This window comes from Stenotrophomonas forensis, assembly GCF_028752115.1.
Taxonomy (GTDB): domain Bacteria; phylum Pseudomonadota; class Gammaproteobacteria; order Xanthomonadales; family Xanthomonadaceae; genus Stenotrophomonas; species Stenotrophomonas forensis.
Genome location: NZ_CP082270.1, coordinates 3,323,380 through 3,346,535, shown reverse-complemented (window position 1 = coordinate 3,346,535; position 23,156 = coordinate 3,323,380). Strand labels below are relative to the sequence as shown.

At 66.8% G+C, this 23,156-nt stretch carries 23 protein-coding genes and 3 tRNA genes; 8 read left to right on the top strand and 18 right to left on the bottom strand.

What is annotated here, in order from left to right; genetic code table 11:
• Positions 1-35: 35 nt before the first annotated feature.
• The 5 genes from K5L94_RS15530 to K5L94_RS15510 all read right to left on the bottom strand — a co-directional run bounded on the left by K5L94_RS15530 (position 36) and on the right by K5L94_RS15510 (position 2,637).
• Positions 36-482, bottom strand: a complete 447-nt coding sequence (locus K5L94_RS15530; RefSeq protein WP_274510826.1) for a pilin — start codon at positions 480-482, stop codon at positions 36-38.
• Between the two features lie 110 nt (positions 483-592).
• The gene (locus K5L94_RS15525) at positions 593-955 is read right to left on the bottom strand and encodes a hypothetical protein (RefSeq protein WP_008266506.1); all 363 of its coding nucleotides are present in this window, start codon (positions 953-955) and stop codon (positions 593-595) included.
• A gap of 63 nt (positions 956-1,018) precedes the next feature.
• Positions 1,019-1,390, bottom strand: coding sequence for a roadblock/LC7 domain-containing protein (locus tag K5L94_RS15520; protein WP_053450357.1), 372 nt, complete (start codon positions 1,388-1,390; stop codon positions 1,019-1,021).
• Positions 1,383-1,928, bottom strand: a complete 546-nt coding sequence (locus tag K5L94_RS15515; RefSeq protein ID WP_238581820.1) for a GTP-binding protein — start codon at positions 1,926-1,928, stop codon at positions 1,383-1,385. The genes K5L94_RS15520 and K5L94_RS15515 overlap by 8 nt, the downstream gene beginning before the upstream one ends.
• The gene (locus tag K5L94_RS15510; protein ID WP_053450356.1) at positions 1,921-2,637 is read right to left on the bottom strand and encodes a hypothetical protein; all 717 of its coding nucleotides are present in this window, start codon (positions 2,635-2,637) and stop codon (positions 1,921-1,923) included. Before K5L94_RS15510 ends, K5L94_RS15515 begins: the two co-directional genes overlap by 8 nt.
• Before the next feature lie 250 nt (positions 2,638-2,887).
• On the opposite strand from K5L94_RS15510, the gene K5L94_RS15505 reads away from it, so the two are divergent.
• The 3 genes from K5L94_RS15505 to K5L94_RS15495 all read left to right on the top strand — a co-directional run bounded on the left by K5L94_RS15505 (position 2,888) and on the right by K5L94_RS15495 (position 4,620).
• Entirely contained in the window at positions 2,888-3,559 is a 672-nt protein-coding gene (locus K5L94_RS15505; RefSeq protein WP_053450355.1) for a response regulator, read from the top strand.
• 128 nt (positions 3,560-3,687) lie between these two features.
• A complete protein-coding gene (locus tag K5L94_RS15500) occupies positions 3,688-4,248 on the top strand; it encodes a DUF3011 domain-containing protein (protein WP_053450354.1) in 561 nt (186 codons plus the stop codon).
• A 168-nt stretch (positions 4,249-4,416) separates the two neighbouring features.
• The gene (locus tag K5L94_RS15495; RefSeq protein ID WP_005410416.1) at positions 4,417-4,620 is read left to right on the top strand and encodes a hypothetical protein; all 204 of its coding nucleotides are present in this window, start codon (positions 4,417-4,419) and stop codon (positions 4,618-4,620) included.
• Between the two features lie 113 nt (positions 4,621-4,733).
• Here K5L94_RS15495 and dxs read toward each other — a convergent pair whose 3' ends face one another.
• The 7 genes from dxs to K5L94_RS15460 form a co-directional block, all read right to left on the bottom strand.
• Positions 4,734-6,641: a 1-deoxy-D-xylulose-5-phosphate synthase gene (gene dxs, locus K5L94_RS15490; RefSeq protein ID WP_274510825.1), complete on the bottom strand. Its 1,908-nt coding sequence runs from the start codon at positions 6,639-6,641 to the stop codon at positions 4,734-4,736.
• 105 nt (positions 6,642-6,746) lie between these two features.
• Entirely contained in the window at positions 6,747-7,412 is a 666-nt protein-coding gene (locus K5L94_RS15485; protein ID WP_006457729.1) for an HNH endonuclease, read from the bottom strand.
• A gap of 327 nt (positions 7,413-7,739) precedes the next feature.
• On the bottom strand, positions 7,740-9,530 hold the full coding sequence (locus tag K5L94_RS15480) for an acyl-CoA dehydrogenase C-terminal domain-containing protein (RefSeq protein ID WP_274510824.1): 1,791 nt from the start codon (positions 9,528-9,530) through the stop codon (positions 7,740-7,742).
• 64 nt (positions 9,531-9,594) lie between these two features.
• Entirely contained in the window at positions 9,595-10,071 is a 477-nt protein-coding gene (locus K5L94_RS15475) for an LEA/WHy family protein (RefSeq protein ID WP_006457727.1), read from the bottom strand.
• 164 nt (positions 10,072-10,235) lie between these two features.
• A complete protein-coding gene (locus tag K5L94_RS15470) occupies positions 10,236-10,787 on the bottom strand; it encodes a lipocalin family protein (RefSeq protein WP_164242568.1) in 552 nt (183 codons plus the stop codon).
• A 155-nt stretch (positions 10,788-10,942) separates the two neighbouring features.
• A tRNA-Phe gene (locus K5L94_RS15465) sits at positions 10,943-11,018 on the bottom strand.
• A gap of 72 nt (positions 11,019-11,090) precedes the next feature.
• A tRNA-Phe gene (locus tag K5L94_RS15460) sits at positions 11,091-11,166 on the bottom strand.
• 335 nt (positions 11,167-11,501) lie between these two features.
• Between K5L94_RS15460 and K5L94_RS15455 the strand changes: the two genes are divergently transcribed.
• Positions 11,502-12,527 (top strand): NADP-dependent oxidoreductase, encoded by a 1,026-nt coding sequence (locus K5L94_RS15455; protein WP_274510823.1) that lies wholly within the window; start codon positions 11,502-11,504, stop codon positions 12,525-12,527.
• Positions 12,528-12,588: 61 nt separating this feature from the next.
• On the opposite strand, the gene K5L94_RS15450 is transcribed toward K5L94_RS15455, so the two are convergent.
• On the bottom strand, positions 12,589-13,431 hold the full coding sequence (locus tag K5L94_RS15450) for a bifunctional transcriptional activator/DNA repair enzyme AdaA (protein ID WP_053450348.1): 843 nt from the start codon (positions 13,429-13,431) through the stop codon (positions 12,589-12,591).
• Between the two features lie 132 nt (positions 13,432-13,563).
• On the opposite strand from K5L94_RS15450, the gene K5L94_RS15445 reads away from it, so the two are divergent.
• Both K5L94_RS15445 and K5L94_RS15440 read left to right on the top strand, forming a co-directional pair.
• The gene (locus tag K5L94_RS15445; protein ID WP_053450347.1) at positions 13,564-14,325 is read left to right on the top strand and encodes an SDR family oxidoreductase; all 762 of its coding nucleotides are present in this window, start codon (positions 13,564-13,566) and stop codon (positions 14,323-14,325) included.
• A gap of 111 nt (positions 14,326-14,436) precedes the next feature.
• On the top strand, positions 14,437-14,610 hold the full coding sequence (locus K5L94_RS15440; protein ID WP_195842667.1) for a hypothetical protein: 174 nt from the start codon (positions 14,437-14,439) through the stop codon (positions 14,608-14,610).
• 59 nt (positions 14,611-14,669) lie between these two features.
• Here the strand turns inward: K5L94_RS15440 and K5L94_RS15435 are convergent.
• The 4 genes from K5L94_RS15435 to K5L94_RS15420 form a co-directional block, all read right to left on the bottom strand.
• A tRNA-Ala gene (locus tag K5L94_RS15435) sits at positions 14,670-14,745 on the bottom strand.
• A 91-nt stretch (positions 14,746-14,836) separates the two neighbouring features.
• Positions 14,837-15,772 (bottom strand): alpha/beta hydrolase, encoded by a 936-nt coding sequence (locus K5L94_RS15430; protein WP_053450346.1) that lies wholly within the window; start codon positions 15,770-15,772, stop codon positions 14,837-14,839.
• Positions 15,762-16,655, bottom strand: coding sequence for an alpha/beta fold hydrolase (locus K5L94_RS15425; protein ID WP_053450345.1), 894 nt, complete (start codon positions 16,653-16,655; stop codon positions 15,762-15,764). Before K5L94_RS15425 ends, K5L94_RS15430 begins: the two co-directional genes overlap by 11 nt.
• A gap of 22 nt (positions 16,656-16,677) precedes the next feature.
• Positions 16,678-17,733, bottom strand: a complete 1,056-nt coding sequence (locus K5L94_RS15420) for a sugar phosphate isomerase/epimerase family protein (protein ID WP_053450344.1) — start codon at positions 17,731-17,733, stop codon at positions 16,678-16,680.
• A gap of 101 nt (positions 17,734-17,834) precedes the next feature.
• On the opposite strand from K5L94_RS15420, the gene K5L94_RS15415 reads away from it, so the two are divergent.
• Positions 17,835-18,416, top strand: a complete 582-nt coding sequence (locus K5L94_RS15415) for a TetR/AcrR family transcriptional regulator (RefSeq protein WP_053450343.1) — start codon at positions 17,835-17,837, stop codon at positions 18,414-18,416.
• Between the two features lie 180 nt (positions 18,417-18,596).
• Entirely contained in the window at positions 18,597-20,927 is a 2,331-nt protein-coding gene (locus tag K5L94_RS15410) for a TonB-dependent receptor (protein ID WP_053450342.1), read from the top strand.
• A gap of 91 nt (positions 20,928-21,018) precedes the next feature.
• Here the strand turns inward: K5L94_RS15410 and K5L94_RS15405 are convergent, their stop codons facing one another.
• Entirely contained in the window at positions 21,019-23,091 is a 2,073-nt protein-coding gene (locus K5L94_RS15405) for a DUF4034 domain-containing protein (protein ID WP_053450341.1), read from the bottom strand.
• Between the last annotated feature and the right edge of the window lie 65 nt (positions 23,092-23,156).

The window sequence follows — 23,156 nt, the reverse complement described above, 5'->3', positions numbered from 1 at the left end:
GAATTGCTTTTTACAAATAATCAGACGCCGCGCTTTCATTCCGCAGGGCATTGCAGCGGAAATGGACGCACGCCGGGAATGCGCGCATGGCACCGCCACTTGCCGGAAGCGGTACGCGACCACCTGACACTGCCGCGCAGGGCGGCCGTTTCGCGCAGCTCGCAGGACAGCACGGCATGTCCTGTATCCGGCAGCGAGGCACGCAGATGGCTGCAGTACGCGGCACTGGCAGGCAAGCCCAGGTGCTGGTCGGTCAAGGTGAGATCGCCCGCGGCGTAACTGGCTTCGACGGTGGTGATGGCGTTGCCCAGCGCGTTGGCCGCGTCACGCAAGCGCACGCGGCTGGCATGGCCGTCCATGGCGGGGGCAAGCAACAGAATCGCGTAGACGGCGACCAGTGCGACGGTGATGCCCGTCGCGGCCCAGGGCGGGTAACGCGGTGACACATCGCGTGCCGCACGTGCTGACGATCCAGCTGGCATGCAAGGGACTCCCGATGGCAAGTGGGGTGTGCGGGGCGCACTCGCAGGCCGGGGCCGCTCTCCCCAGAGCAGCCCCGGCGCTTCCATCCCCTGTCTGTCGTTGCCGGGTGTTACAGCGCCAGCGAACTTTCCACGTCCAGCACCATGCGCCGTGCGAGGGCGAGATTGGCCTTCTGCCGGTCCAGTACCACGTAGAAGAACAGCCCCTTCTTGGCCGACACCGGGCGCAGCACGTGGTACGCACGTCCCAGCGTGATCAGCACGTCTTCGATGTTGTCGTTGAGGTTCAGTGCTTCGGCGGTCTTCATTTTGGCGCGCAGCACTTCGGTGTTGCCTGCGGCCGCCAGTTCCATGTCCACGCCCGAGCCGGCTTCACCCAGCAGCATGCCGCTTTCGTAGTCGACCAGGGCAACGGCTTGCGCGCCGTTGATCTGCATGAGCGTGTCCAGGCATTTGTTGATGGCGATATTCATTTCAGTGGTCCGTTGCGGGTGTGAGGGGGTGAACAGCCGTCTGAGCAGTGAGAAAGGCATGCATCAGTTCAGGCTGTCGGCCAGGGCGCGCACGCACTGCTTGGCATGCCAGAGCACGTTGCCGATGACACAGCGGTGGTCGCACGCGATCATCAGCAGGCGCGGTTGCTTTCCGGGAATGGCGAGCATCAGTACCTTGCCGTCGGCGGCATCGAGGATCAGCGTGTCGAGCTCACCGAAGTGCAGTTCGCGGCCCAGTGCACTGGCCAGGCCGAGCATCGAGCTGGTCATCGCGGCCAGGCGATCGGCGACATGGCCCTGCGGGCCGGCCTGGGCCAGTGCGAAACCATCGGTGCTGGCAACGACGAGGGCCTGGATGCCGGTGACGTCGCGTACCAGCGCGTCCAATGCCGAAGTGCGGTCGATGTCATGCATGGGTGACCGCCATGGCGTTGCATTCGATCTGGCTCATCAGCAGATCCATCGCGGTGATGGCCTGTGCCATGTCGCGTGGGTCCAGTGGCAGCGCCGGCAGATGCGGTGCATGGTCCTGCAACCAGTCCTGCCAGTGCGGCTGTACCGGATCATCGGTGCTGCCGCATCGGGTGAAGCCGATGACCACCGGCATGCCCGGCGCGCTGTCTGCGATGGCTCTCAGGTGCTGCGCAGCCAGCGTGCTGTCCACGCCGGCGCTGCCATCGATCAGGACGATGGCACCTTCGGCACCGGCCAGCAGGATCGGCCAGATGTATGAAAAGCGCTCCTGCCCGGGCGATCCATACAGGCGCAGGCGGTCACCGCCGGGCAGGTCGATGTCGCCATAGTCCATGGCCACGGTGGTGTACTGCTTGCCCACGGCGGGGTCGGTATTGCGGGCCTCGGTCACCACGGCCTTGCCCCGGGTCAGGGTCTGCACCAGGGTGGACTTGCCTGCGCCGAGGGGGCCCATCACTACGATCTTGTGCTCACGCACGGTCTGCACTCCAGCGGATGCGAAGTTGTCGCCACAGATTGACGAGGCCGTCGGTGGGCGAGGGGCGCACGGGCGCGTCCTCGCCCACGACGGGAAAGGCGTAGGCGGTGAGGAAGGCCGCATTGAAGAATGACTGCACGCTTCGGCGTGGCAGGTCGAGGATGGCGCAGCACGCCTGCACGGATGCGCCCTGCTTGATCAGCAGCGCACACAGCCGGAAGTGATCGGGACGATGTGCCAGGATGCGGAAGTCCGGCCAGCGCCGAAGACGCAGCTTTGTTCCTTCGTGCAGGGGCGACATCGGTGCGCCGTGCCCGGCGGTGGCCAGGGCGATGTTCCACAGCGTCAGGCGCAGTGGAATGTTGCTGGATACCGTCGCACGCTGCACGAACACATCCTGCGTCACCGGCACCAGGCTGAGCGCAGGGTCCGCATCGCCCAGCAGCTTCTGCAGCAGCGTCAGCGTGATCGGCGCGGGTGCAGTGGTCATCATCCGATCGTTCCTGGCATCCAGCCAGCACACGGTGGCGCCGTCATGGATGATCGCGGCATGGGCCGGGCGTCGTTGCTGCGCGCCGTCGCTTGCAAGGTGCAGGCGCAACTGCTGTACGAACGGTAATGCGGCCGTTGGCAGGGCTGCCGGCGCCAGCGGTTCTGCTGCAAAGGGCTCTTGCAGATCCTCAAAAGGTCGACGACGGAAACGGACCATGGGGTGTCCAGTGCAGCGAGTGATCGGAGGTGACTATGTAAGCGGCGCTCCCGGTTTTCTGGAATGAAACTATTGGGAAAATTGCAGCGTCATTCGTGTTTATGCAGTTCGCTGCAACTAATGGAATTGGCCGGTTGATGCTGCTGCGATGACATCAATTGCAGTGCGTGATTGTTAAGTTGACGTGGCCTGGAATGATTACTAGCGTCTTCGCTGCGCACTGCGGCGTGACTATTGACGGGTAATCAGCATGCTCACTCGAATTGCCATTGCGGATGATCATCCACTGGTCCTGCTTGGCACGCGCATCGTGATCGAGGCCGGTGGCCGCCATCGTGTGGTGGCCGAGGCGCGATGTGCGGAAAGCCTGCTGGCGGTGCTGGCCGAAGAACCGGTGGATCTGGTGGTGACTGATTTTTCGATGCCCGATGGTGGCCGCTCGGACGGCCAGGCGATGCTGCAGGCGTTGCGTCGCAATTACCCCAAGGTGCCGGTGATCCTGGCCACGATGGTCACCAATGCCACCACCTTGAACATGGCCATGCGCACCGGAGTGCGTGGGCTGGTGTGCAAGGGCAGTGGCGTGGATGGCATCCGCAGGGCGGTCGACACGGTGTTGAGCGGAGGGATCTACCTGGACCCCGAATTGGCGCACTGCCTGCAGGATGCCGGGCGCGAGCGATCGCTGTCGGTGCTGTCACCGAAGGAACTGGAAGTCCTGCGGCTGTATGTGTCGGGGCCCTCGATCACCGAGATCGCCGCGCAGTTGCGGCGCACGGTCAGTACCATCAGCCGGCAACGCATTTCCGCGATGAGGAAACTGGGCATCAGCAATGACGCCGAACTGTTCGCCTATGCGTTCGAGGAACGGCTGGGCAATGCCAGTGGCATGGGCAGCGGGGCCGAGAACGGCGGTCCATGAGGCCACGTCGGTCCAGTCAGGTCCGGTTGGGTTGTTTGAATGGGGGAAAAACTGCCGTTACGTTTCCCACTGTGCGGCGCGCCGCGAATCCCGGATGCTTGCGCCATCGTATTCATCTGGAGATCTCGATGGGCAAGGCACTCAGCTGGCGCACCCTGGCCTGCACCCTGCTGCCAATGCTGGCGGCCGCAGGCGGCGCCCAGGCGCAGAGCTATGGCTACGGCTATGACGATGACCGCTACGGCGGCCGCGAGGGCGGCGGCATCGTGCGCTGCGAATCGATCAAGAACCGCAGCAACGAGTGCCGCCTGGACGGCCGGGCGCGGATGATCCGCCAGCTGTCCGGATCGCCCTGCGTGGAAGGCGAGACCTGGGGCCAATCGCGCAACGGTGTATGGGTCACCCAGGGCTGCCGTGCGGAGTTCGTCGGCGAGTACCGGCGGGGCGGCTGGGGTGGCGGCCGAGGCAACGGCTGGGGCAACAATGGCAATGGTTGGGGTGGCGGTGAAGTGATCACCTGCCATTCCAATGGGCATCGCCAGGAATACTGCGATGCGCGTATCCGCCGTGGCGTGCGCCTGGTCCGCCAGGATTCGCGCAGCGCGTGCATTGAAGGCCAGACCTGGGGTTGGGATCGCCGTGGCATCTGGGTGAGCGACGGCTGCCGTGCCCAGTTCCAGGTGAATTGAGCGTTCCTCTCGAAAATCAGAATAATCTGATACAGCTCACATTTTGAACGTCGTATCGTCTGCGATCAGGGGCACCTCCGCGTGCTCCTGATTCGTCGCGACAATGCGCGCCGCAATCGGCATGCCTGTCCCGCCCCCGTCGATACGCTGTCTCAAGGAGTGAGCCGCATGTTGATCCGCCTGCAATGCGAGCAGCGCCAGTGGCGCGTGCTGCACCCGGATCGGCCGGAGCCGATCGATTTCCGCGATGGTGCCCGCGCCTTCGATTTTGCGGAAACCCTCGCACGCCTGCACTTCGTCGACACCGGGCAGCGCGCAGCCGTGCGCGTGGAGGCCAGTGGCGCCTTCGTGGAAGCGGTCAGCTACGGCTGAGCGCGCGGCGCGCCAGATCATTTTGCCGGCGCGTCATCCACGCAGGGCGTGGATCGGTCTCCGTTCCCCTGTAGATCCACGCCATGCGTGGATCCACCGGGCCTGCAGCGGCCTCAGCCTGCCGCGCTGAGCGGCGCGCTGCCCACGGCCAGCTCGGGCCAGCGCTTCAGCACGGCAGCGCGGATGCCCGCCGCGTCGATGCCGGCTTCGGCCAGCAGGTCCTCACGGCTGGCGTGGTGCTGGTAGCTGTCGGGCAGGCCGAGGTGCAGGATCGGGCGCAGCACGCCTTCGGCATTGAGCAGTTCGCCAACGCCGGAACCGGCGCCGCCGGCCACCACGTTGTCCTCGATCGTCACCAGGCCTTCGTGCCCGGCGGCCATGGCCAGTACCAGTTCGCGGTCCAGCGGCTTGATGAAGCGCATGTTGACCACGCTCAGGCCCAGGTCGCGGCCGACCTGTTCGGCGGCGGCCACGGTGCTGCCGAAGGCGAGCAGGGCGATACGGCTGCCCTGCAGGCGCAGCTCGCCCTTGCCGATCGGCAGCGTGGACAGGTCGGTACCGGCGGCAACGCCGGTGCCGGTACCGCGCGGATAGCGCACCGCGGCCGGGCCCGGATGCTGCAGGCCGGTGCTGAGCATCTGCCGGCATTCGGCTTCGTTGGACGGCGCCATCACCACCAGGTTCGGCACGCAGCGCAGGAAGCTCAGGTCGAGGTTGCCGGCATGGGTCGCGCCATCCGGGCCGACCACGCCGGCGCGGTCGATCGCGAACAGCACGTCCAGGTCCTGGATCGCCACGTCATGCACCAGCTGGTCGTACGCGCGCTGCAGGAAGGTCGAATAGATCGCCACCACCGGCTTGCCGCCCTGGGTGGCCATGCCGGCAGCGAGAGTGACCGCGTGCTGTTCGGCGATGGCCACGTCGAAATAGCGCTGCGGGTATTCCTTGCTGAAGCGCACCAGGCCCGAGCCTTCGCGCATCGCCGGGGTGATGCCGAACAGGCGCGGCTCGGCGGCGGCGGCGTCGCACAGCCAGTCGCTGAACACGTCGGTGTAGGTCGGCTTCCTGGCACCGGTCTTGGCCACCAAGCCCTTGTCCGGATCGAACGGGCCGACCGCGTGGTAACCGATCTGGTCGCCCTCGGCCGGCTCGTAGCCCTTGCCCTTGGTGGTCATCACGTGCAGCAGCTTCGGGCCCTTGGAGGCGCGCAGCGTCTTCAGCGTGGACAGCAGCGCCGGCATGTCATGGCCATCGATCGGGCCGGTGTAGTGGAAGCCCATTTCCTCGAACATCGTGGACGGCACGAACATGCCTTTCCAGTGCTCTTCCCAGCGCTTCACGAAGCGGGCCGGGTTGTTCTTCTTGTCGCCGAGGATCTTCTTGCCGCCTTCGCGCAGTGCGTTGAGCGTGCGGCTGCCGGTGGCGCGGCCGAGCATCTTGGTCAGGCCGCCGACCGCCTCGGAGATCGACATGTTGTTGTCGTTGAGGATCACCAGCAGGTTCGGCTCCGGTTCCATGCCGCCAGCGTGCATCAGCGCCTCGAAGGCCATGCCGGCGGTCATCGCGCCGTCACCGATCACCGCCACGACCTTGCGGTCGTCGCCTTCGGACTGGCGGGCGATGGCCATGCCGAGCGCGGCCGAGATCGAGGTCGAGGAGTGGCCGACGCCGAAGGTGTCGTATTCGCTCTCTTCGCGCTTCGGGAACGGCGCGACGCCGTCCTTCTGCTTGACGGTGTGGATCTCGTCGCGGCGCCCGGTGAGGATCTTGTGCGGGTAGGTCTGGTGACCGACGTCCCAGACCAGCTGGTCCTGCGGCGTCTGGTACAGGTAGTGCAGGGCCACGGTGAGTTCGATCACGCCCAGGCCGGCAGCGAAATGGCCGCCGCTCTTGCCGACCGATTCGATCAGGTAGGCGCGCAGCTCGTCGGCGACCGCCGTCAATTCGGATTCGTCGAACGTGCGCAGGTCATCCGGTGTCTGGATGCGCGCGAGGCGGGGATAGCGGGCAGAGTCGATCATCGTGTTCGCACTTTTTCTGAACGCCCATTTTCGCCCTCAAACGGGGGTGGGGCAAGCAAACGCCGCCGCCCGTGACAGGACGGTGAGGGTTGCATTTTCGGCCGTTCAGGTGCTCAGTTTCGATCGCTTCGGCAATTGCGCCTTCAGGAAGGCCATCTGGTCGGCCAGGATGTTGCGGTTGGACAGGATCAGGTGCTCGATCCAGCTGGGCCGGTAGGGCACGGCCAGCAGGGGCATTCCCGCCTGCTGCGGGGTGCGGTCGCTCTTGCGCGAGTTGCAGTGGAAGCAGGCGGTGACCACGTTTTCCCAGCAGTCCAGGCCACCCTTGGACAGCGGCATGACGTGGTCGCGGGTGAGGGTAGGGCGGTTGAACTGCTGGCCGCAGTACATGCACAGGTGCGCATCGCGGGCGAACAGGGCCGGGTTGGTCAGGTTCGGCGTGGGGTCGATCGCGCGGGAGCGGGCGTGGCCGCGGGCGGCGATGATCGGGTGCAGGTCCATGCCGCTCTGCAGGCCGCTGAAGCGGTTGGTGCCGCCGTGGATGTGCAGGCAGGGATCGCCCAGCGTCCAGGCTACGGCTTCACGGGCGTAGAGGCAGGCCGCATCCTGCCAGGTGATCCAGTCCAGTACGCGTCCGTGGGCATCCAGCGAGAGCAGCCGGACCGAACCGGGGCGATGCAGCGGGGTGACGTTGGGCGATGCCTCGGCGCCCGGAGCAGAAATCGGAGCTCCGGCTTCGATCAGACCCAAGCGTGTAGTGTCTGTCTCCATCGGGAGAACAGCTTATACCTGAATTGTTGCGTTTTGGGTATCGCCACTTGGGCGATACCCAAAACGCAACAATTCAGGTCCGCGCATTCCTCCTAATCCCCGCGCCGTTGGCGCGCCCCCTTTAGCAACCCAGCCCGCCGTTGGCGCGCTGGGTTGCCCGCGCATTCTTCCTAATCCCCGCGCCTGTCGGCGCGCCCCCTTTAACAAAAGGGGGCTTTTCTCCAGAGAGATGATCGAGGGTCGCCAGGTCGCGGTCGGATCCATTTCCGCAGGAAAGGTCTCAGACCCCTCATCCACGCATGGCGTGGATCTACTGGTGGGATGGGCTCAGGCGCCGAAGCGCTCGTCGTCCATCGCCATCAGCGGGGCGGCGCCGGCCTGGATGGCGGCAGCGTGGCTGAGCGTGCGCGGCAGCACCCGGGCGAAGTAGAACCGAGCGGTCTCGCGCTTGCCCTGGGCGAAGGCGGCGCCGTGCGCGCTGGCATCGGCGGCGGCCACGCTGCGGGCCCACCAGTAGGCCAGCACCACGTAACCCGAATAGAACAGGTAGTCGTAGCTGGCCGCACCCAGTTCGTCCGGGTTGGCGGCTGCGCGCTTCAGCACGTCCATCGTCAGCGCGCCCCACTCGGCGGCCTTGGCGCGCAGCGGGCCGATGAACTCGGCCAGCGCCTCGTTGCCTTCATGTTCCTTGGCGAACGCTTCGATCTCGGCCAGCATCAGCTTCAGGCCGGCGCCCTGGCTGGACGCGGTCTTGCGCCCGATCAGGTCCAGTGCCTGGATGCCGGTGGTGCCTTCGTACAGCGTGGTGATGCGCGCATCGCGGGCCAGCTGTTCCATGCCGTGTTCGCGGATGTAGCCGTGGCCACCGAAGCACTGCAGGGCGTTGTAGGTGTTCTCGATGCCCCATTCGGTCTGGCAGGCCTTCGAGATGGGCGTGAGGAAACTCACCAGGGTGTCGGCGCGCTCGCGCTCGGCGGCGTCTTCGGCGTGGTGGGCCACGTCGATCAGGGTGGCCGCGTGCAGGGCCAGCAGGCGGCTGCCTTCGACCAGCGACTTCACCGTCAGCAGCATGCGGCGCACATCCGGGTGGACCAGGATCGGATCGGCCGGCTTGTCCGGGAACTTGGCACCACTGAGCGCACGCGACTGCAGGCGCTCACGGCTGTACTTCAGCGCGTTCTGGTAGGCGCGCTCGGACAGGCCGATGCCCTGCAGGCCGACGCCCAGGCGTGCGGTGTTCATCATGGTGAACATTGCCTGTAGGCCCTTGTGCGGCTGGCCGACCAGATAGCCCTGCGCGCCATCGAAGTTCATCACGCAGGTGACCGAGCCCTTGATGCCCATCTTGTGCTCGATCGAGCCGCAGCGCAGCGCGTTGCGCTCGCCGACGTTGCCGTCGCGGTCGACCTTGAACTTGGGGGTGACGAACAGCGAGATGCCCTTGGCGCCCGGAGGGGCGTCGGGCAGCTTGGCCAGCACCAGGTGCACGATGTTGCCGGTCAGGTCGTGCTCGCCGGCGGTGATGAAGATCTTGGTGCCGGTGATGGCGTAGCTGCCGTCGGCGTTCGGTTCGGCCTTGGTCTTGAGCAGGCCCAGGTCGGTGCCGCAATGCGGTTCGGTCAGGCACATGGTGCCGGTCCAGCGGCCTTCGATCAGCGGCTTGAGGAAGGCCTCGTGCTGCCACGCTTCGCCATGCTGCTTCAGTGCTTCGATGGCGCCGTGCGAGAGCAGCGGGAAGTTGCCCCATGCCAGGTTGGCGGCGTTGATCATTTCGTTGAGCGGTACGCCCAGGGTATGCGGCAGGCCCTGGCCACCCAGGTCCGGCGAAGCGGTCAGGCCGGTCCAGCCGCCATCGACGAACTGGTCGTAGGCCTGCTTGAAGCCGGGCGGCGTGGTCACCTCACCGGTGGCCTGGTCGAGCACGCAGCCGATCTCGTCACCCACGCTGTTGAGCGGGGCCAGCACGGTGGCGCTGAAGCGCCCGGCTTCTTCCAGCACGGCATCGACCACGTCGGCGGTGGCGTCGGTGAAGCCCAGGCGGGCGAACAGGGGTTCGACCTTGAGCACGTCGTGCAGGGCGAAACGGAGGTCGGAAAGCGGGGCGGTGTAGCTGCTCATCGGTACGTCTCGATTTGATCAGGGGCAGGGGAGCGGCGCCGGGCGCCGCGGCGGAAGCGGGGATTCAGCGCAGCACGCCGGGCAGGCCGGGGGCCTGGTTGAGGGTGCTGCGGCTGCTGATGTCGAAGCTGCGCTGCTTCTTTTCCTGCGGCGTGGCGGCCACCGTTCCCTTCAGGCCGTAGGCCAGGGTGCGGTTGCCGGCCAGCGCGTCGGCCACGATCAGGCGCGCGGCCGAGCTGGGCACAAGGTCGACATTGATGACGTCGGCCGAGGTGCCGCCGATGGAAATGCCCGGCCTGGCCTGCAGGGTGCCGGCTTCGCTGTCGCCAACGGTCAGTGCCAGCGAAACGTCATCGAAGGTCATCGGCATCGAGCTGAAGTTCTGCAGGCGCAGGGCCACGGTCCAGTTGCCATCGGCGCGCACGGTCAGTTGCTGCAGGCTGGCCGCCGGTTCCGAAACACGCTTGACGATGCCGTTGTTGCAGGCAACAAGGGCGAGGGTGCACAGAACGATCAAGGCGATACGGAAACGGTGGAGCATGGGCGCAAGTCCTCTGGAGGGGGTGCGTTGGGATAAGCATACTACGGCGTATGGTTGTTTGGATCGCCGGTGACGACCCGCCGCAGAGGGTAGCGCGTGAAGATGGCGGCCGGGCGTGCGCGGCGCCGGATCGTCCACGTCGGGTGCGCGGCTCGCGCCGCGGTTCAATCGGCAGGCGGTTCGCGCAGCGGTGCCATCTGGCGCAGCGGGCCGAGGTCGTAGCCCATGGATTCGGCCGTTGCCTTGAGCTGTTCGAACCGCGCGCGCTCCATTTCCGGCACGCGCGAGAGAATCCATAGGTATTTGCGACCGGGTTCGCCGACCAGGGCCCACTGGTAGTCCGGGTCCAGCGCCAGCACCCAGTAATCGGCCCAGACCAGCGGTACCCAGCTCAGCCAGTCCGGCACGAAGCGCACCTGCAGTTGGCCGGGGTGGCCGGGTACCGGGCGCGCCACGCCTTCGGCAACCACGCGCTCGCCTTCGCCGTTGCGGCAGGCATTGGTGACGCTGATCCGGCCGTCGCGGCGCAGCCCGTAGTTGGCGGTGATCTCGCCGACGCATTGCTTCTGGAACGAGACCGGCAGGTGCGCGATCTCGTGCCATTGGCCGGCATAGCGATCGATGTCCAGGGTATCGACCGCGCGCACCGGCTCGACGGCGAGCGCAGGGGCGGCGGCCAGCAGCAGGCAAGCGAGCAGGGCGGGGCGCAGGTGCATCGACAGGCTCCAGGCAGGAGTCTGGAGCGTAGGTGGCGCGGCAGGTGCCGGTGTAAATGTTTCGTCAATCCAGCGCTGGCGTCCCCATGCGGGCACGTTGCATGGAAGGAAATCGAAGACAAAAAAAGACCTGCATTTCTGCAGGTCTCTGAAAATGGTGGCCGAAGACGGAATCGAACCGCCGACACGGGGATTTTCAATCCCCTGCTCTACCAACTGAGCTACTCGGCCAAATTGTGTGGCAATCGCGATCACCTGCGATTTCCGGAAAAAAAGACCTGCATTTCTGCAGGCCTTCGAAAGTGGTGGCCGAAGACGGAATCGAACCGCCGACACGGGGATTTTCAATCCCCTGCTCTACCAACTGAGCTACTCGGCCACATGTTTCGTTGCAGCGAGGTCGCTGCCAAGGAGGCGTATAATACGGAGGTCGGTTGTCTTCGGCAAGGGTTTTGCCAAGAATTCTTCACATTGCCGTCTGCGCGCGCGCAAGTGCTTGATCCTCCGTTGTGGGGGCGGGGCGGGCCAATCGATCATCGCCTGCGGTGGAATTCAGCAGGTCGCCGCGATCGCTAAAGCTGCAAGGACAAGGGGTGCGCCGGACGCGCACGGGTCCGGGCAATGGAACGCTGTTTTCGTGGCCGCCACGGGCGGTCGCTGCGGCGTAGTGTCGGCAGTCCTTTCCCGATGCTGGCCACAGCAGAGACCGCCGCCATGTCCGATTCCCCAACCACGTCCCGCATCGTGCTGGCCTCGCGTCCGCAGGGCGCACCGAGCGCGGCGAACTTCCGCCTGGAGCAGGCCGCACTGCCGGCATTGGCGGAAGGAGAGGTGCTGCTGCGCAATCGCTACCTGTCGCTGGACCCGTACATGCGTGGACGCATGGACGAGGGTCCTTCGTACGCGGCGCCGGTGGCGGTGGGTGCGGTGATGGAAGGCCAGACTGTGGCGGAGGTGCTGCAGTCCAACGCCGAGGGCGTAGCCACAGGTGAGCTGGTGCTGGCGCCGGGTGGCTGGCAGACCCACGCGGTGCTGCCGGCCAGGGCACTCGGGCGTCGCCTCGATCCGGCCGGGTTGCCGTTGAGCACGGCGCTGGGCGTGTACGGCATGCCGGGGTTCACTGCGTATTCCAGCCTGCATGAAATCGCCCGGCTGAAACCGGGTGAGACGCTGGTGGTCGCTGCCGCAACCGGGCCGGTGGGCGCAACCGTCGCCCAGCTGGCCAAGCTGCAGGGCGCGCGCGTGGTCGCCATTGCCGGCGGCGAAGCCAAGCGCGCCTATCTGCAGACGCTGGGCGTGGACGTGGCGCTGGATCATCGCGCCGCTGATTTCGCCGCGCAGCTGCGCGCGGCGGTGCCCGCGGGTATCGACGTGTACTTCGAGAATGTGGGCGGGCATGTGCTGGATGCGGTACTGCCGCTGCTCAATGACTTCGCCCGCATTCCGGTGTGCGGCACCATCGCCACCTATAACGATCGCGGCATCGAGCAACCCGGCCCGGACCGGCTGCCGGCACTGTTCAGCCAGATCCTGCGCCAGCGCCTGATCGTGCGGGGTTTCATCGTGCACGACTTCAATCACCTGTGGCCGGACTTCGAACGCGAGATGCCGCAATGGCTGCGCGAGGGCCGTATCCAGTACCGTGAGGATGTGGTGGATGGACTGGAGAATGCGCCGGAAGCGTTCTTCGGACTGCTGAAGGGGCGCAACTTCGGCAAGCTGGTGGTGAAGCTGGATTGAGTGTTCGCCGGGCATGGTCCGGCGCTGTCACAGGGCGTGCCGACCAGGGTCGGCACCCACGTCAGGCAGTCGAGGCCTTTTCCCGGCGCAGCAGTTCGCGCTTGCGCGCGACGCCCCAGGCGTAACCGGACAGGTCGCCATCGCGGCGCACCACGCGGTGGCAGGGCACCGCCACCGCCAGTGGATTGCTTGCACAGGCCCTGGCCACTGCGCGGCTTGAGCGCGGTGCGCCGATGCGCGCGGCGATGTCGGCATACGACGCGGTCTGCCCGCGTGGAATCTGCTGCAGCGCCTGCCAGACCCGCTGCTGGAACGCGGTGCCGCGGATATCCAGCGGCAGCGTGGTGCCACGCGTGGGGTCCTCGACCAGGCCCACCACCTGCGCCACCAGTTGTTCATAGCCGCTGTCGGCGCCGACCAGTTCGGCCTGGCGGAAACGCTGCTGCAGCGACTGCAGCAGTGTCTCCGGATCGTCGCCGAGCAGGATTGCGACCACGCCGGTCCCGCTGCTGGCCACCAGCACGCTGCCCAGCGAGCTTTCGGCAAGCGCGAAGTGGATGACTTCGCCGCGACCACCTGAGCGCCACTGCTTCGGGGTCATGCCCAGCAGGCGCGGGGCGTTCTCGTAGAAGCGCCCGCTGGAACCAAAGCCGGCGTCGTGGAAGGCATCGGTGATGCGCTCCTGTTGCTCCAACCCGGTGCGCAGGCGGTCGGCGCGCAGCGCGGCGGCGTACTGCTTGGGGGTCAGCCCGGTGGCCTGCTTGAACAGGCGATGCAGGCGCGTCGGGCTGCAGCCGGCAATGCCGGCCAGTTCCTGCAGCGAGGGTTCGTCGAGGCTGGCCTGCAGGTGGCGGCAGACCCGTTCGACGCGGGCGTCGAGGGCGGTAGTGGCGGTGCTGTCCATGACCAGATTCTGGCATGTGCCGGTTCTGCGGAAACTCCGTTTCCTGCACCGATCGACGAAGCCCGGAAACGGAGTGTTGGCGGGCCGAAGGCGCGGCATCGTGGCGGCCACTTCACAACCGGTACCACGACCATGCGCCTGAACAACAAGATCGCTCTCATCACCGGTGCCAGCGCCGGCATTGGCCGCTCCAGCGCGCTGCGGTTCGCCGCCGAAGGCGCGAAACTGGTGCTCAACGCGCGGCGGCTGGAACCGCTGCAGTCGCTGGCCGAGCAGATCCGTGCTGCGGGGGGCGAGGTGGTGGTGCATGCCGCCGACGTGGCCGACCCTGACACCGCGCAGGCGCTGGTCGATCTGGCCCGGCACTCATTCGGCGGCCTGGACATCGCCCTCAACAATGCCGGCATGCTCGGCCCCGGTGTACCGGCCGCGGAATTCCCGGTGGATGCCTGGCGCGAGGTGATGGCGACCAACCTGGATGCCGCCTTCCATGCTGCTCGCGCGCAGCTGCCGGCATTGCTGGCACGTGGCGGCGGCTCGCTGGTGTTCGTCGGCACCTTCGTCGGCCATACCGTGGGCTTCCCGGGCATGGCGGCCTATGCGTCGAGCAAGGCCGGGCTGATCGGTCTGAGCCAGGTGATCGCCGCCGAATATGGGGCCCGTGGCGTGCGCAGCAACGTGCTGCTGCCCGGTGGCACCGATACCGAGATGGGCCGCCAGGCTGCGCCCAGTGGCGACGCGCGTGACTTCGTGCGCTCGCTGCACGCGCTCAAGCGCCTGGCCGAGCCGGAGGAGATTGCCAACGCGGCGCTGTTCCTGGCCAGCGATGAAAGCAGCTTCGTCACCGGCACCGCGATGCGCGTGGAGGGTGGGGTGTCGATTACCCGCACCTGAGTGGAGTCATTTGCGGCTGCACGCGCTGTTGGCGCAGGGCTGACCTGCTGATTACCCGGCGATCTCTAGGGTAGGGGTAGCGTCGGTGTCCCGCCGGCGAAGGAGCGATGGATGAGCGAGCGCGAGAAAGACCAGGGCGACCCCAGGCAGGGAGTGCAGGAAAGCCGCCAGGACAAGAAGCAGGACGATGTGGCCAGGCAGCGGCCGGGGCAGCGCGACCAGCAGGTGCGCGATGCGCATTCGCGCGACCCGAAGCGCAAGGATGGCGGGCAGGATCCCGCCTGAACGGGCCACTGAAAAGAAAAAACCCGTAGATCGCAGGATCTACGGGTTCTTCCGAATAGTGGTGGAGCCAAGGAGGATCGAACTCCTGACCTCGTCATTGCGAACGACGCGCTCTCCCAGCTGAGCTATGGCCCCACGGCAGGGCTTCAGTGTAGCGCTGCCCGCCGGGCTTGCCAAGCGCGGGGCCGGGACGGCCGTAACGTTGCGTCTACGGCCGCCCCGGCCTTCAGGACAGCGCCCGGCGCAGCAGCACGCCCGCGCGCTGCGCTGCCACCCGGGTGGAGGCAGCCACTCCGCCAAGATGGACGCAGGCATGGATCATTCCGGGCAGCCTTTCCAGCGTGCAGTCGACGCCCGCAGCTTGCAGGCGCCGCGCGTACTGCTCGGCCTCGTCACGCAGCGGGTCGTGCTCGCAGCTGAGCACCGAGGCGGGGGCCAGCCCCTGCAGATCCGTGGCGTGGGCCGGCGAGGCCAGTGCCGGCGGCGCATCCAGGTCGCCCAGATCGCCCAGGTAGGCCTGCCAGCAGCGTTGCATCAGCTCGGCGCTGAGGTAGAAGCCATTGGCGTACTCGCGGTAGGAGTCGCTGCCCATGCTGGCATCCAGTGCCGGGTACAGCAGCAGCTGGTGGCGCGGCTGCGGCAGGCCGAGATCGCGCAGCAGCAGGCAGCATGCGGCGGCCAGATTGCCGCCAGCGCTGTCGCCACCGATCGCCAGCCGTTGCGGGTCCAGTCCCAGACGCCCGGCATTGGCCTGCAGCCACTGCCAGGCATCGGCAACGTCGTGCAGCGGTACCGGGAAGGGATGTTCCGGCGCGAGCCGATAGCCGACGGCGACGATCACCCAGCCACTGCTATTGGCCAAGGCGCGGCAGGGGCCGTCATAGACCGCCAGCGAACACTGGAACCAGCCACCACCATGGGCGAACAGCAGGGCGGGTGCCGGTCCATCGGGCAGCCCATCCGGTGTGTACAGGCGTAGCTCCAGGGCATGACCGTCGCGCGTGGTCAATGTGTGTTCGATCACGTGTGCGACCGCTTGGGGTGCTCCCTGCAGTTGCGGCAGTGTGCTCTCGCTGATCGCGCGCAGCGCTCGCAGATCATCCGGCAGCGGATGCGCGGCAACGGCGTCGACGAACTGCTGCAGTTCCGCTTCAAGCGGCATGGCGTGCCTCCTGCAGGAACGGCAGCAACTGCGCCAGGAACGCCTGCGGCGCTTCCTCCATGATGAAGTGGCCGCAGCCCGGCACGATGCTGCCGCGCACGTCGTCGGCATGTGGCAGCAGGGTCAGCATCGGCGCATCGCCGGTGGCATGTTCGGCGCCGATCGCCAGTACCGGCATCGCTAGCCGACGCTGCGCACGCTGCTTGTTCTGCCGGATCGTTTCCGGAATCGCGCGGTACCAGGCGAAGCCAGCCCGCAGCGCGCCGGGACGGCTGTAGGCGGCGATGTAGGTATCGGCAGCGACGGCATCGCGACGGTACGACCAGCGATCGAACATGAATTCCAGGTAGGCGCGCTCGCGGCCGCTGATCAGCGCTTCGGGAAGATCGGCGACCTGGTTGAACATGAAATGCCAGAGGAAGATGTTGTCGGCCGGTGCGGCGAATATGCCCGGTTCCGGGGCCAGGCCCGGAATCACCGCCTCGGTGACCGCCAGTTGGCGCACGGCCTGCGGCTGGTCGCTGGCCAGCGCATAGGCGATCCACATGCCGATGTCATGGCCGACCACCTGGTAGCGGTCGTGGCCCAGCGCCTGCATGGTCTGGTGCAGGACGGCGGCGGCGCTGCCAGTGTCGTAGCCGTGTGCGGGGCGATCGGATTCGCCGATGCCGGGCGGATCGACGGCGATGGCTTCGAAGCCGGCCTCGGCCAAGGCGTGCAGCACATGGCGCCAGGCGTACCAGGTCTGCGGCCAGCCGGGAATCAGCAGCACCGGTTCACCGTGGCCGGCGGACACGCAATGCACACGCTGGCCGTCGATGCGCAGGTAGTGGTGGCGCAGGGCGTCGTCGCCGGCAGTGCCGGCGGGAAGGGAAGAAGTCATGGGGGGAAGGCTCTGTTGGGGCTCAGGCGATGCCGAGCATCTGCTGCATCTGTGCGGTGCTGATCGGCGCACCGGCGAAGTCGTCGAAGATCTTGTCGGTGACCGGGATGATGTGGTCGCGGATGAACGCGGCGCCTTCGCGCGCGCCGGCTTCCTGGTCCTTCAGGCAGCACTCCCATTCCAATGTTGCCCAGCCCGGGTAGTCGTACTGGGCCAGCTTGGAGAAGATCGACTTGAAGTCGACCTGGCCATCGCCCAGCGAGCGGAAGCGGCCGGCGCGCTCGGTCCAGTCGGCGTAACCGCCATAGGTGCCCTGGCGGCCGCTGGGGCGGAACTCCGCGTCCTTGACATGGAACATGCGGATCAGCGGGTGGTAGATGTCCAGGTACTGCAGGTAGTCCAGCTGCTGCAGCACGAAGTGGCTGGGATCGAACAGGATGCGGCAGCGTTCGTGCTGGCCGACGCGTTCAAAGAAGCGCTCGAAGCTGGTGCCGTCGTGCAGGTCCTCGCTGGGATGGATCTCGTAGCAGAGGTTGATGCCGTTGTCCTCGCAGGTGTCGAGGATCGGCCGCCAGCGCCGGGCCAGTTCATCGAACGCTGCATCGATCAGGCCCGGCGGACGCTGCGGGAACGGGAACAGGTAGGGCCAGGCGAACGAGCCGGAGAAGGTGCCCATGTCCTGCAGGCCGAGCCGGCGCGAGGCGCGGGTGGCCAGGTGCAGCTGCTGCTGTGCCCATTCGCCGCGGGCCTGCGGGTTGCCGCGCAGCGCTTCCGGTGCGAAGCCGTCGCACAGTTCATCGTAGGCCGGATGCACGGCCACCAGCTGGCCGAGGATGTGGGTCGTCAGCTCGCTGACCTGCAGGCCGTGTTCGGCCAGGGTGCCGCGGATGTCGTCGCAGTAGTCCTGGCTGTCGGCGGCGGTGGCCAGGTCGAACAGGCGCGCATCCCAGGCCGGAATCTGCAGGGCCTTGAAGCCGTGGCCGGCCGCCCATGCGGCAATACCGCCGAGGCTGTTGAACGGGGCCTGGTCGCCGGTGAACTGCGCCAGGTGCAGGCTGGGGCCCTTGAGGGTCTGCATGTGTTGCTCCAATTGTTGGTCGATCAACAAAGAATAGGCGCGACCCTCGCGGTGGTCAACACCCGCGTTACACTGCGCGCCTCACTGGAGCAGGCAGGCAGATGGCAGGGCGACCGCGCGAATTCGACAGGGACCAGGCGTTGCGCAAGGCGATGCTGCTGTTCTGGCAGCACGGCTATGAAGGCACGTCGATGTCGGCGCTGGTCGAAGCACTGGGCATCGCCTCGGCGCGCATCTACGCCGCGTTCGGAAGCAAGGAGCAGCTGTTTCGCGAGGCGGTGGCGCTGTACGAAGAGGGCGAGGGCGGTTTTGCGCCACGTGCGCTGGAGCAGACAACGCTGCGTGAGGCCATCGGCACGATGCTGCGCGAGGCGGTGCTGACCTACACCCGTCGTGGGCGTCCGCATGGCTGCCTGGTGGTGTCTTCGGCCAGCAGCGTGTCACCCGACGGCGAAGGCGTCCGTGACTGGCTGGCCGGCCATCGTCGCCAGCGTACGGCGGCGATCATCGCGCGCTTGCAGCAGGCGCAGGCCGAGGGTGAGCTGGCCGACGACGCGGCGGTGCAGGCGCTGGGCGACCATTTCGCCACGGTGCTGCATGGCATTTCGGTGCAGGCCCGCGATGGCATCAGCCGCGAGCGGCTGCTGGCAATGGTCGATGTGGCGCTGAGCCCGCTTCCCTGAGTCAAGCCCGAAAGGCGTGCCGAATGCCGAGTGACTGTGCCGAAACCGCTTGTTTCACCGGGGTTGGAGCTCGCGCAACGAAATCGTAACAATTTGGGGGATAATGGCGGCTTGCGCAGTTTTCCTCCTTTTTGCCGCCCGGCTCGCGCAGGCCGCACGGACGCCTCCTCAGAGCATTGCATGCCCTCCCATACCGATTCCCGCCGCCTGTCGGGTCTGTCGTCTTCCTTCGTTTCCTTCCGCCGCCACCCGCTGGCCCTGGCCTGTGCCAGCCTGGCCCTGGTCGGCAGCTTCGGCGCCGCCGCGCAGGACAGCGCGCCGACCCCGACCGGGCTGGACACGATCACCGTGACCGCCGAGCACCGCGAGCAGAACCTGCAGGAAGTGCCGGTCTCGGTCGGCGTGGTGCAGGGCGAGCGCATGCGCGACTTCACCGCCGGCGGTGACGACACCCTGCTGGCGCTGTCCGGCCGCGTGCCGAGCCTGTATGCGGAAACCACCACCGGCCGCATCTTCCCGCGCTTCTACATCCGCGGCCTGGGCAACATCGACTTCTACCTGGGTGCCTCGCAGCCGGTGTCGATCATCCAGGACGACGTGGTGCTGGAACACGTGGTGCTGAAGTCCAACCCGGTCTATGACGTGGACCAGGTGGAAGTGCTGCGCGGCCCGCAGGGTTCGCTGTTCGGTCGCAACACCACCGCCGGCATCGTCAAGTTCGACACCCTCAAGCCGACCCAGGACTACACCGGCCGCGTCAGCGCCAGCTACGCGACCTACAACAGCGTGTCGATCGATGGCGGCTTCGGTGGCCCGATCAACGACATCGCGTCGTTCCGCGTGTCGGCCCTGTACCAGCACCGCGATGACTACGTCGACAACACCTACAAGGGCCCGAGCGCCGACGGCACCGTCAGCCCGAAGAAGAACGCGATGGGCGGCTTCGACGACCGCAACGTGCGCGCGCAGCTGCTGCTGACCCCGAGCGACCAGTTCTCGATCCTGGCCTCGGCCCATGCCCGTGACTACGAAGGCACCTCGACCCTGTTCCTGCGCGGTGCGCTGACCAAGGGCTCGAACAAGACCGACGTGCCGCGCGACAAGGTGGCCTACGACGAAGCCGACAACAACCCGCAGGCCTACAAGACCTACGGCGGCTCGGTGAAGGCACGCTACGACTTCGGTGCGATCGACTTCACCTCGATCACTGCCTACGAGACCACCTCCGGCTACAGCCGTGGCGACACCGACGGCGGCGCTGCGGTGAACTTCCCGGTCAATGGCGTGCCGAACGGCTATGGCCAGTCGATGGGCCGCATCCGCGACCTCGACCAGTGGACCCAGGAGTTCCGCCTGGCCAGCCATGACGACAACGCACTGCAGTGGCAGGCCGGTGCGTTCTACTTCAACGGCAGCGACACCACCGACTTCTACCAGCGTGCGTGGTTCCTGCAGGGTGCGGCCCGCAACCCGAACAACTGGGTGCGCCTGCGCAACAAGAACACCTCGTGGGCCGGCTTCGGCCAGCTGAGCTACGCCTTCACCGACAAATTCACCGTTACCGCCGGCCTGCGCCAGACCAAGGACGAGAAGCACACCCGCCTGCTGAAGACCGCGGACACTGCTGCTGGCGTGGTCACCTACAAGGGCCGCACCGACGTCAAGATGTCCGACACCACCCCGAGCTGGGATCTGAGCGCGATGTACCAGATCACGCCGGACGTGAGCGTCTACGCCAAGGTTGCCCGCGGCTTCCGCGGCCCGACCATCCAGGGCCGCTCGGCCGTGTTCAACGCCGACTTCACCACCGCCGATTCCGAGACCATCCTGTCCTGGGAAGCGGGCGTGAAGAGCAGCCTGTGGGACAACCGCCTGCGCCTGAATGCCACCGCGTTCACCTACACGGTCAATGACATCCAGCTCAACGGCAACGATTCGGACGGCAACGGCGTGCTGTTCAACGCTGACAAGGCCAAGGCCTACGGCTTCGAAGCGGACATGGAGCTGCGCCCGATCCCGAACCTGACCCTGAGCGCCGGCCTGAGCCTGCTGCACAGTGAGATCAAGGACAAGCGCGTCTATGCGCAGGTCTGCGGCCTCAACGGCCAGGTGGTCTGCACCGTCGGTGACCCGACCATCAAGGTCGGTGCCAACACCTTCGCGCAGATCGACGGCAACCCGCTGCCGAATGCGCCGAAGTACAACGTCAACCTGGCCGCCCGCTACGACTTCCCGGTCAGCGATGCCGGCACCATGTTCGTGTCCACCGACTGGAACAAGCAGGGTTACACCAGCTTCGTGCTGTACGACACCAAGGAATTCAATTCCAAGGGTGATTTCGAGGGTGGCCTGAAGATCGGCTACTCGGGCAACTACGGTGCCTACGAAGTGGCGCTGTTCGCGCGCAACATCACCAACGAGAAGAACCTCAAGGGTGTGATCGAGAACTACATGGCGGCGGTCTACAACGAACCGCGCACCGTCGGTGTCTCGCTGAACATGAACTGGTAATACGCGATTGCGGTGGCGGTGCATGCCGCCGCCATCGCACTGCATGAATGCAAAGGGCGGCCCGGATTACCGGGCCGCCCTTTTCGTTGCTTCAGACCGCGGTCAGGTCGCTTTCCTGGCTGCGCTGGCCGAAGGTCAGGGCCCAGGTTGCGGTGTCCACCTGCTGCCGGTCCTGCGCCTGCTGCTTGCGCGCACGGCTGGCGCCGAACCAGCGCCCTTCGCCATTGATCAGCGGCGCCATGCGCACCACGTCCACGTACTCCGGGTCGATCTCGCTGGCGCGCTGCAGCCAGGCCAGGGCCAGGAACGCGTTGGCCGGCACGCCGTTGCCGAAGTGGTAGATGTCGGCCAGGTAGCCGGCGGCCCACAGCTTGTCGTCGTCGTCACCGCGCCACCACAGCGGGATCAGCGCGCGTTCGACCGCTTCGCGCTTGTGTGCGTCGTTCTGGCCATCCATCGCCAGGCAGGCCAGGTTGCGGCAGGTGGGGCCCCAGACGCGCTCGCCTGCCTCGGACCCGGCCAGGCAGCGCAGGTACAGTTCACGTGCACGCGCTTCGTTGTGCTCGCCTCCGGCCGCCACCAGGCGCACGCCCAGGTTGTAGGTGGCGATCAGGTCGCCGCCTTCCACCGCACGCTCCTGCCAGTAGGCGGCCTTTTCCGCATCGACGAACTGCGGCTGGTCGCGGCCGCCGAGGCGGCCCTTGTACAGGTCGCACAGTGCCGACATCGCGCCGGCGTCGCCGGCTTCGGCCATGCGCTGCAGCAGCGAGAGTCCGGCGGACTGCGAGACATCGCAGAACAGGTTGGAGGCAAAGGTGACCGCCGAGGTGTTGTCCTGCGGCGCCAGCGTCAGGGCGCGCTGCAGCAGGGCATCGGCGCGCATGGGGTCGGTGGTCTGGCCGAGCAGTCCATGCTCGACGGCGGTGGCGGCCCAGAGCAGGCCGATCGCGGAGTCGCCTTCGCGTGCAGCGTAGTCCACCACCTGCGCGAACAGTGCCTCGGCGCCTTCCACGCGGGCGAACCAGGTGCAGGCTTCGAGGTTGCTGAAGCCTTCGTGCAGCACCATGTCGCGGTCCAGCGCCCACGCCTGCTGCAGATCCTCGAACACCGCCCGCATGTGCCCGGCGTCCCACTGCACCTGGTCTTCGCTGCCTTCGATCCGGCCGAGCCGGTAGCGCAGCCCCGAACGCTGGGCCAGAACCTCAGCGCGCAGGTTGCGGTCCAGGTGCCAGTCCAGGATCTGTGCATACGCACGCTCGTGCACGCCTACCGCGTCGGCATCTTCGCGGTGTGGCAGGTCGGCCATCCAATCCTGTTCCTTTCGCCAACGCAGCGCGTTGCTCTGCGCAAGCTCCAGGCCACGGCACCAGCCTCCTTCGATGAAGTCCTCCATGGCTTCATGGCTGCCGCCCCAGCGCGGGTACAGGTAATAGAGGGTGTCTTCCAGCGTGCTCAGGTCGTCGGCGCGCTGTTCCAGCACCAGGCGCATCCAGTAGGCCAACGGTGCATCGAAATCGTCCTGGCTGCGCTCGCGCAGCACGGGCGGCAGGCTGCCGGGCAGCGTCCGCAGCGGAGCGCCGAAGCGTGACAGCAGCTGCAATGCCTGCGGCCAGGCTTGCGGATAGTGCTCGGCCAGCGCCACTTCCTCGGGCTCGGGCACCTGGCCGGCCTGCAGCGCACGCAGCCAGTCCGGCTCGCGCAGGTAGCTGGTGATGCGCTTGATGCCATCCAGCGCCAATGCCGGTCGCGCCGACAGCGGGATTGCCTGCAGGTAGGCATGCACGGCATGGTCGCGCGCCTGCTGTGCGGCCAGCCACTGGCTGTCTTCGACCAGTGCGGCGACGTCGGCGCTGCGCAGTTCGCCGGCGGCGGATTCCCAGCAGGCGCCGAGGCGCAGGTGCGCGTAGTAGCTGTGCGGCGCGGCAGCGACCCATTGCTGCGCCTGCTGAAGGCGCTCGTCCAGGGTCAGTGCCTTGTCATGCAGGTTGCGCAGGCGCCAGCGGATGCCCGGCAGCGGCCTTTCACCATCCAGCCATGCCTGTTCGTGCGGTGCCAGCAGTGCATCCAGTTCGGCGTAGCGCCGTTCCTGCATTGCGGCGCGCGCTGCTGCACGCCAGGCCAGGTCCTCGGCGGAAAGGCCGTCCTTCGCAATTCCATCTGTCATCTGTTGCAGTCCAACAATAGCGGGGACGCTATTGGACAGGCCCACGCCCGCGTCGGCAAGCGTGG

What these genes read in the sequence shown, in the direction of transcription:
- K5L94_RS15530 (WP_274510826.1), bottom strand. Translation starts at nt 482, where the DNA reads ATGCCAGCTGGATCGTCAGCACGTGCGGCACGCGATGTGTCACCGCGT.
- K5L94_RS15525 (WP_008266506.1), bottom strand. Translation starts at nt 955, where the DNA reads ATGAATATCGCCATCAACAAATGCCTGGACACGCTCATGCAGATCAAC.
- K5L94_RS15520 (WP_053450357.1), bottom strand. Translation starts at nt 1,390, where the DNA reads ATGCATGACATCGACCGCACTTCGGCATTGGACGCGCTGGTACGCGAC.
- K5L94_RS15510 (WP_053450356.1), bottom strand. Translation starts at nt 2,637, where the DNA reads ATGGTCCGTTTCCGTCGTCGACCTTTTGAGGATCTGCAAGAGCCCTTT.
- K5L94_RS15505 (WP_053450355.1), top strand. Translation starts at nt 2,888, where the DNA reads ATGCTCACTCGAATTGCCATTGCGGATGATCATCCACTGGTCCTGCTT.
- K5L94_RS15500 (WP_053450354.1), top strand. Translation starts at nt 3,688, where the DNA reads ATGGGCAAGGCACTCAGCTGGCGCACCCTGGCCTGCACCCTGCTGCCA.
- K5L94_RS15495 (WP_005410416.1), top strand. Translation starts at nt 4,417, where the DNA reads ATGTTGATCCGCCTGCAATGCGAGCAGCGCCAGTGGCGCGTGCTGCAC.
- dxs (WP_274510825.1), bottom strand. Translation starts at nt 6,641, where the DNA reads ATGATCGACTCTGCCCGCTATCCCCGCCTCGCGCGCATCCAGACACCG.
- K5L94_RS15485 (WP_006457729.1), bottom strand. Translation starts at nt 7,412, where the DNA reads ATGGAGACAGACACTACACGCTTGGGTCTGATCGAAGCCGGAGCTCCG.
- K5L94_RS15480 (WP_274510824.1), bottom strand. Translation starts at nt 9,530, where the DNA reads ATGAGCAGCTACACCGCCCCGCTTTCCGACCTCCGTTTCGCCCTGCAC.
- K5L94_RS15475 (WP_006457727.1), bottom strand. Translation starts at nt 10,071, where the DNA reads ATGCTCCACCGTTTCCGTATCGCCTTGATCGTTCTGTGCACCCTCGCC.
- K5L94_RS15470 (WP_164242568.1), bottom strand. Translation starts at nt 10,787, where the DNA reads ATGCACCTGCGCCCCGCCCTGCTCGCTTGCCTGCTGCTGGCCGCCGCC.
- K5L94_RS15455 (WP_274510823.1), top strand. Translation starts at nt 11,502, where the DNA reads ATGTCCGATTCCCCAACCACGTCCCGCATCGTGCTGGCCTCGCGTCCG.
- K5L94_RS15450 (WP_053450348.1), bottom strand. Translation starts at nt 13,431, where the DNA reads ATGGACAGCACCGCCACTACCGCCCTCGACGCCCGCGTCGAACGGGTC.
- K5L94_RS15445 (WP_053450347.1), top strand. Translation starts at nt 13,564, where the DNA reads ATGCGCCTGAACAACAAGATCGCTCTCATCACCGGTGCCAGCGCCGGC.
- K5L94_RS15440 (WP_195842667.1), top strand. Translation starts at nt 14,437, where the DNA reads ATGAGCGAGCGCGAGAAAGACCAGGGCGACCCCAGGCAGGGAGTGCAG.
- K5L94_RS15430 (WP_053450346.1), bottom strand. Translation starts at nt 15,772, where the DNA reads ATGCCGCTTGAAGCGGAACTGCAGCAGTTCGTCGACGCCGTTGCCGCG.
- K5L94_RS15425 (WP_053450345.1), bottom strand. Translation starts at nt 16,655, where the DNA reads ATGACTTCTTCCCTTCCCGCCGGCACTGCCGGCGACGACGCCCTGCGC.
- K5L94_RS15420 (WP_053450344.1), bottom strand. Translation starts at nt 17,733, where the DNA reads ATGCAGACCCTCAAGGGCCCCAGCCTGCACCTGGCGCAGTTCACCGGC.
- K5L94_RS15415 (WP_053450343.1), top strand. Translation starts at nt 17,835, where the DNA reads ATGGCAGGGCGACCGCGCGAATTCGACAGGGACCAGGCGTTGCGCAAG.
- K5L94_RS15410 (WP_053450342.1), top strand. Translation starts at nt 18,597, where the DNA reads ATGCCCTCCCATACCGATTCCCGCCGCCTGTCGGGTCTGTCGTCTTCC.
- K5L94_RS15405 (WP_053450341.1), bottom strand. Translation starts at nt 23,091, where the DNA reads ATGACAGATGGAATTGCGAAGGACGGCCTTTCCGCCGAGGACCTGGCC.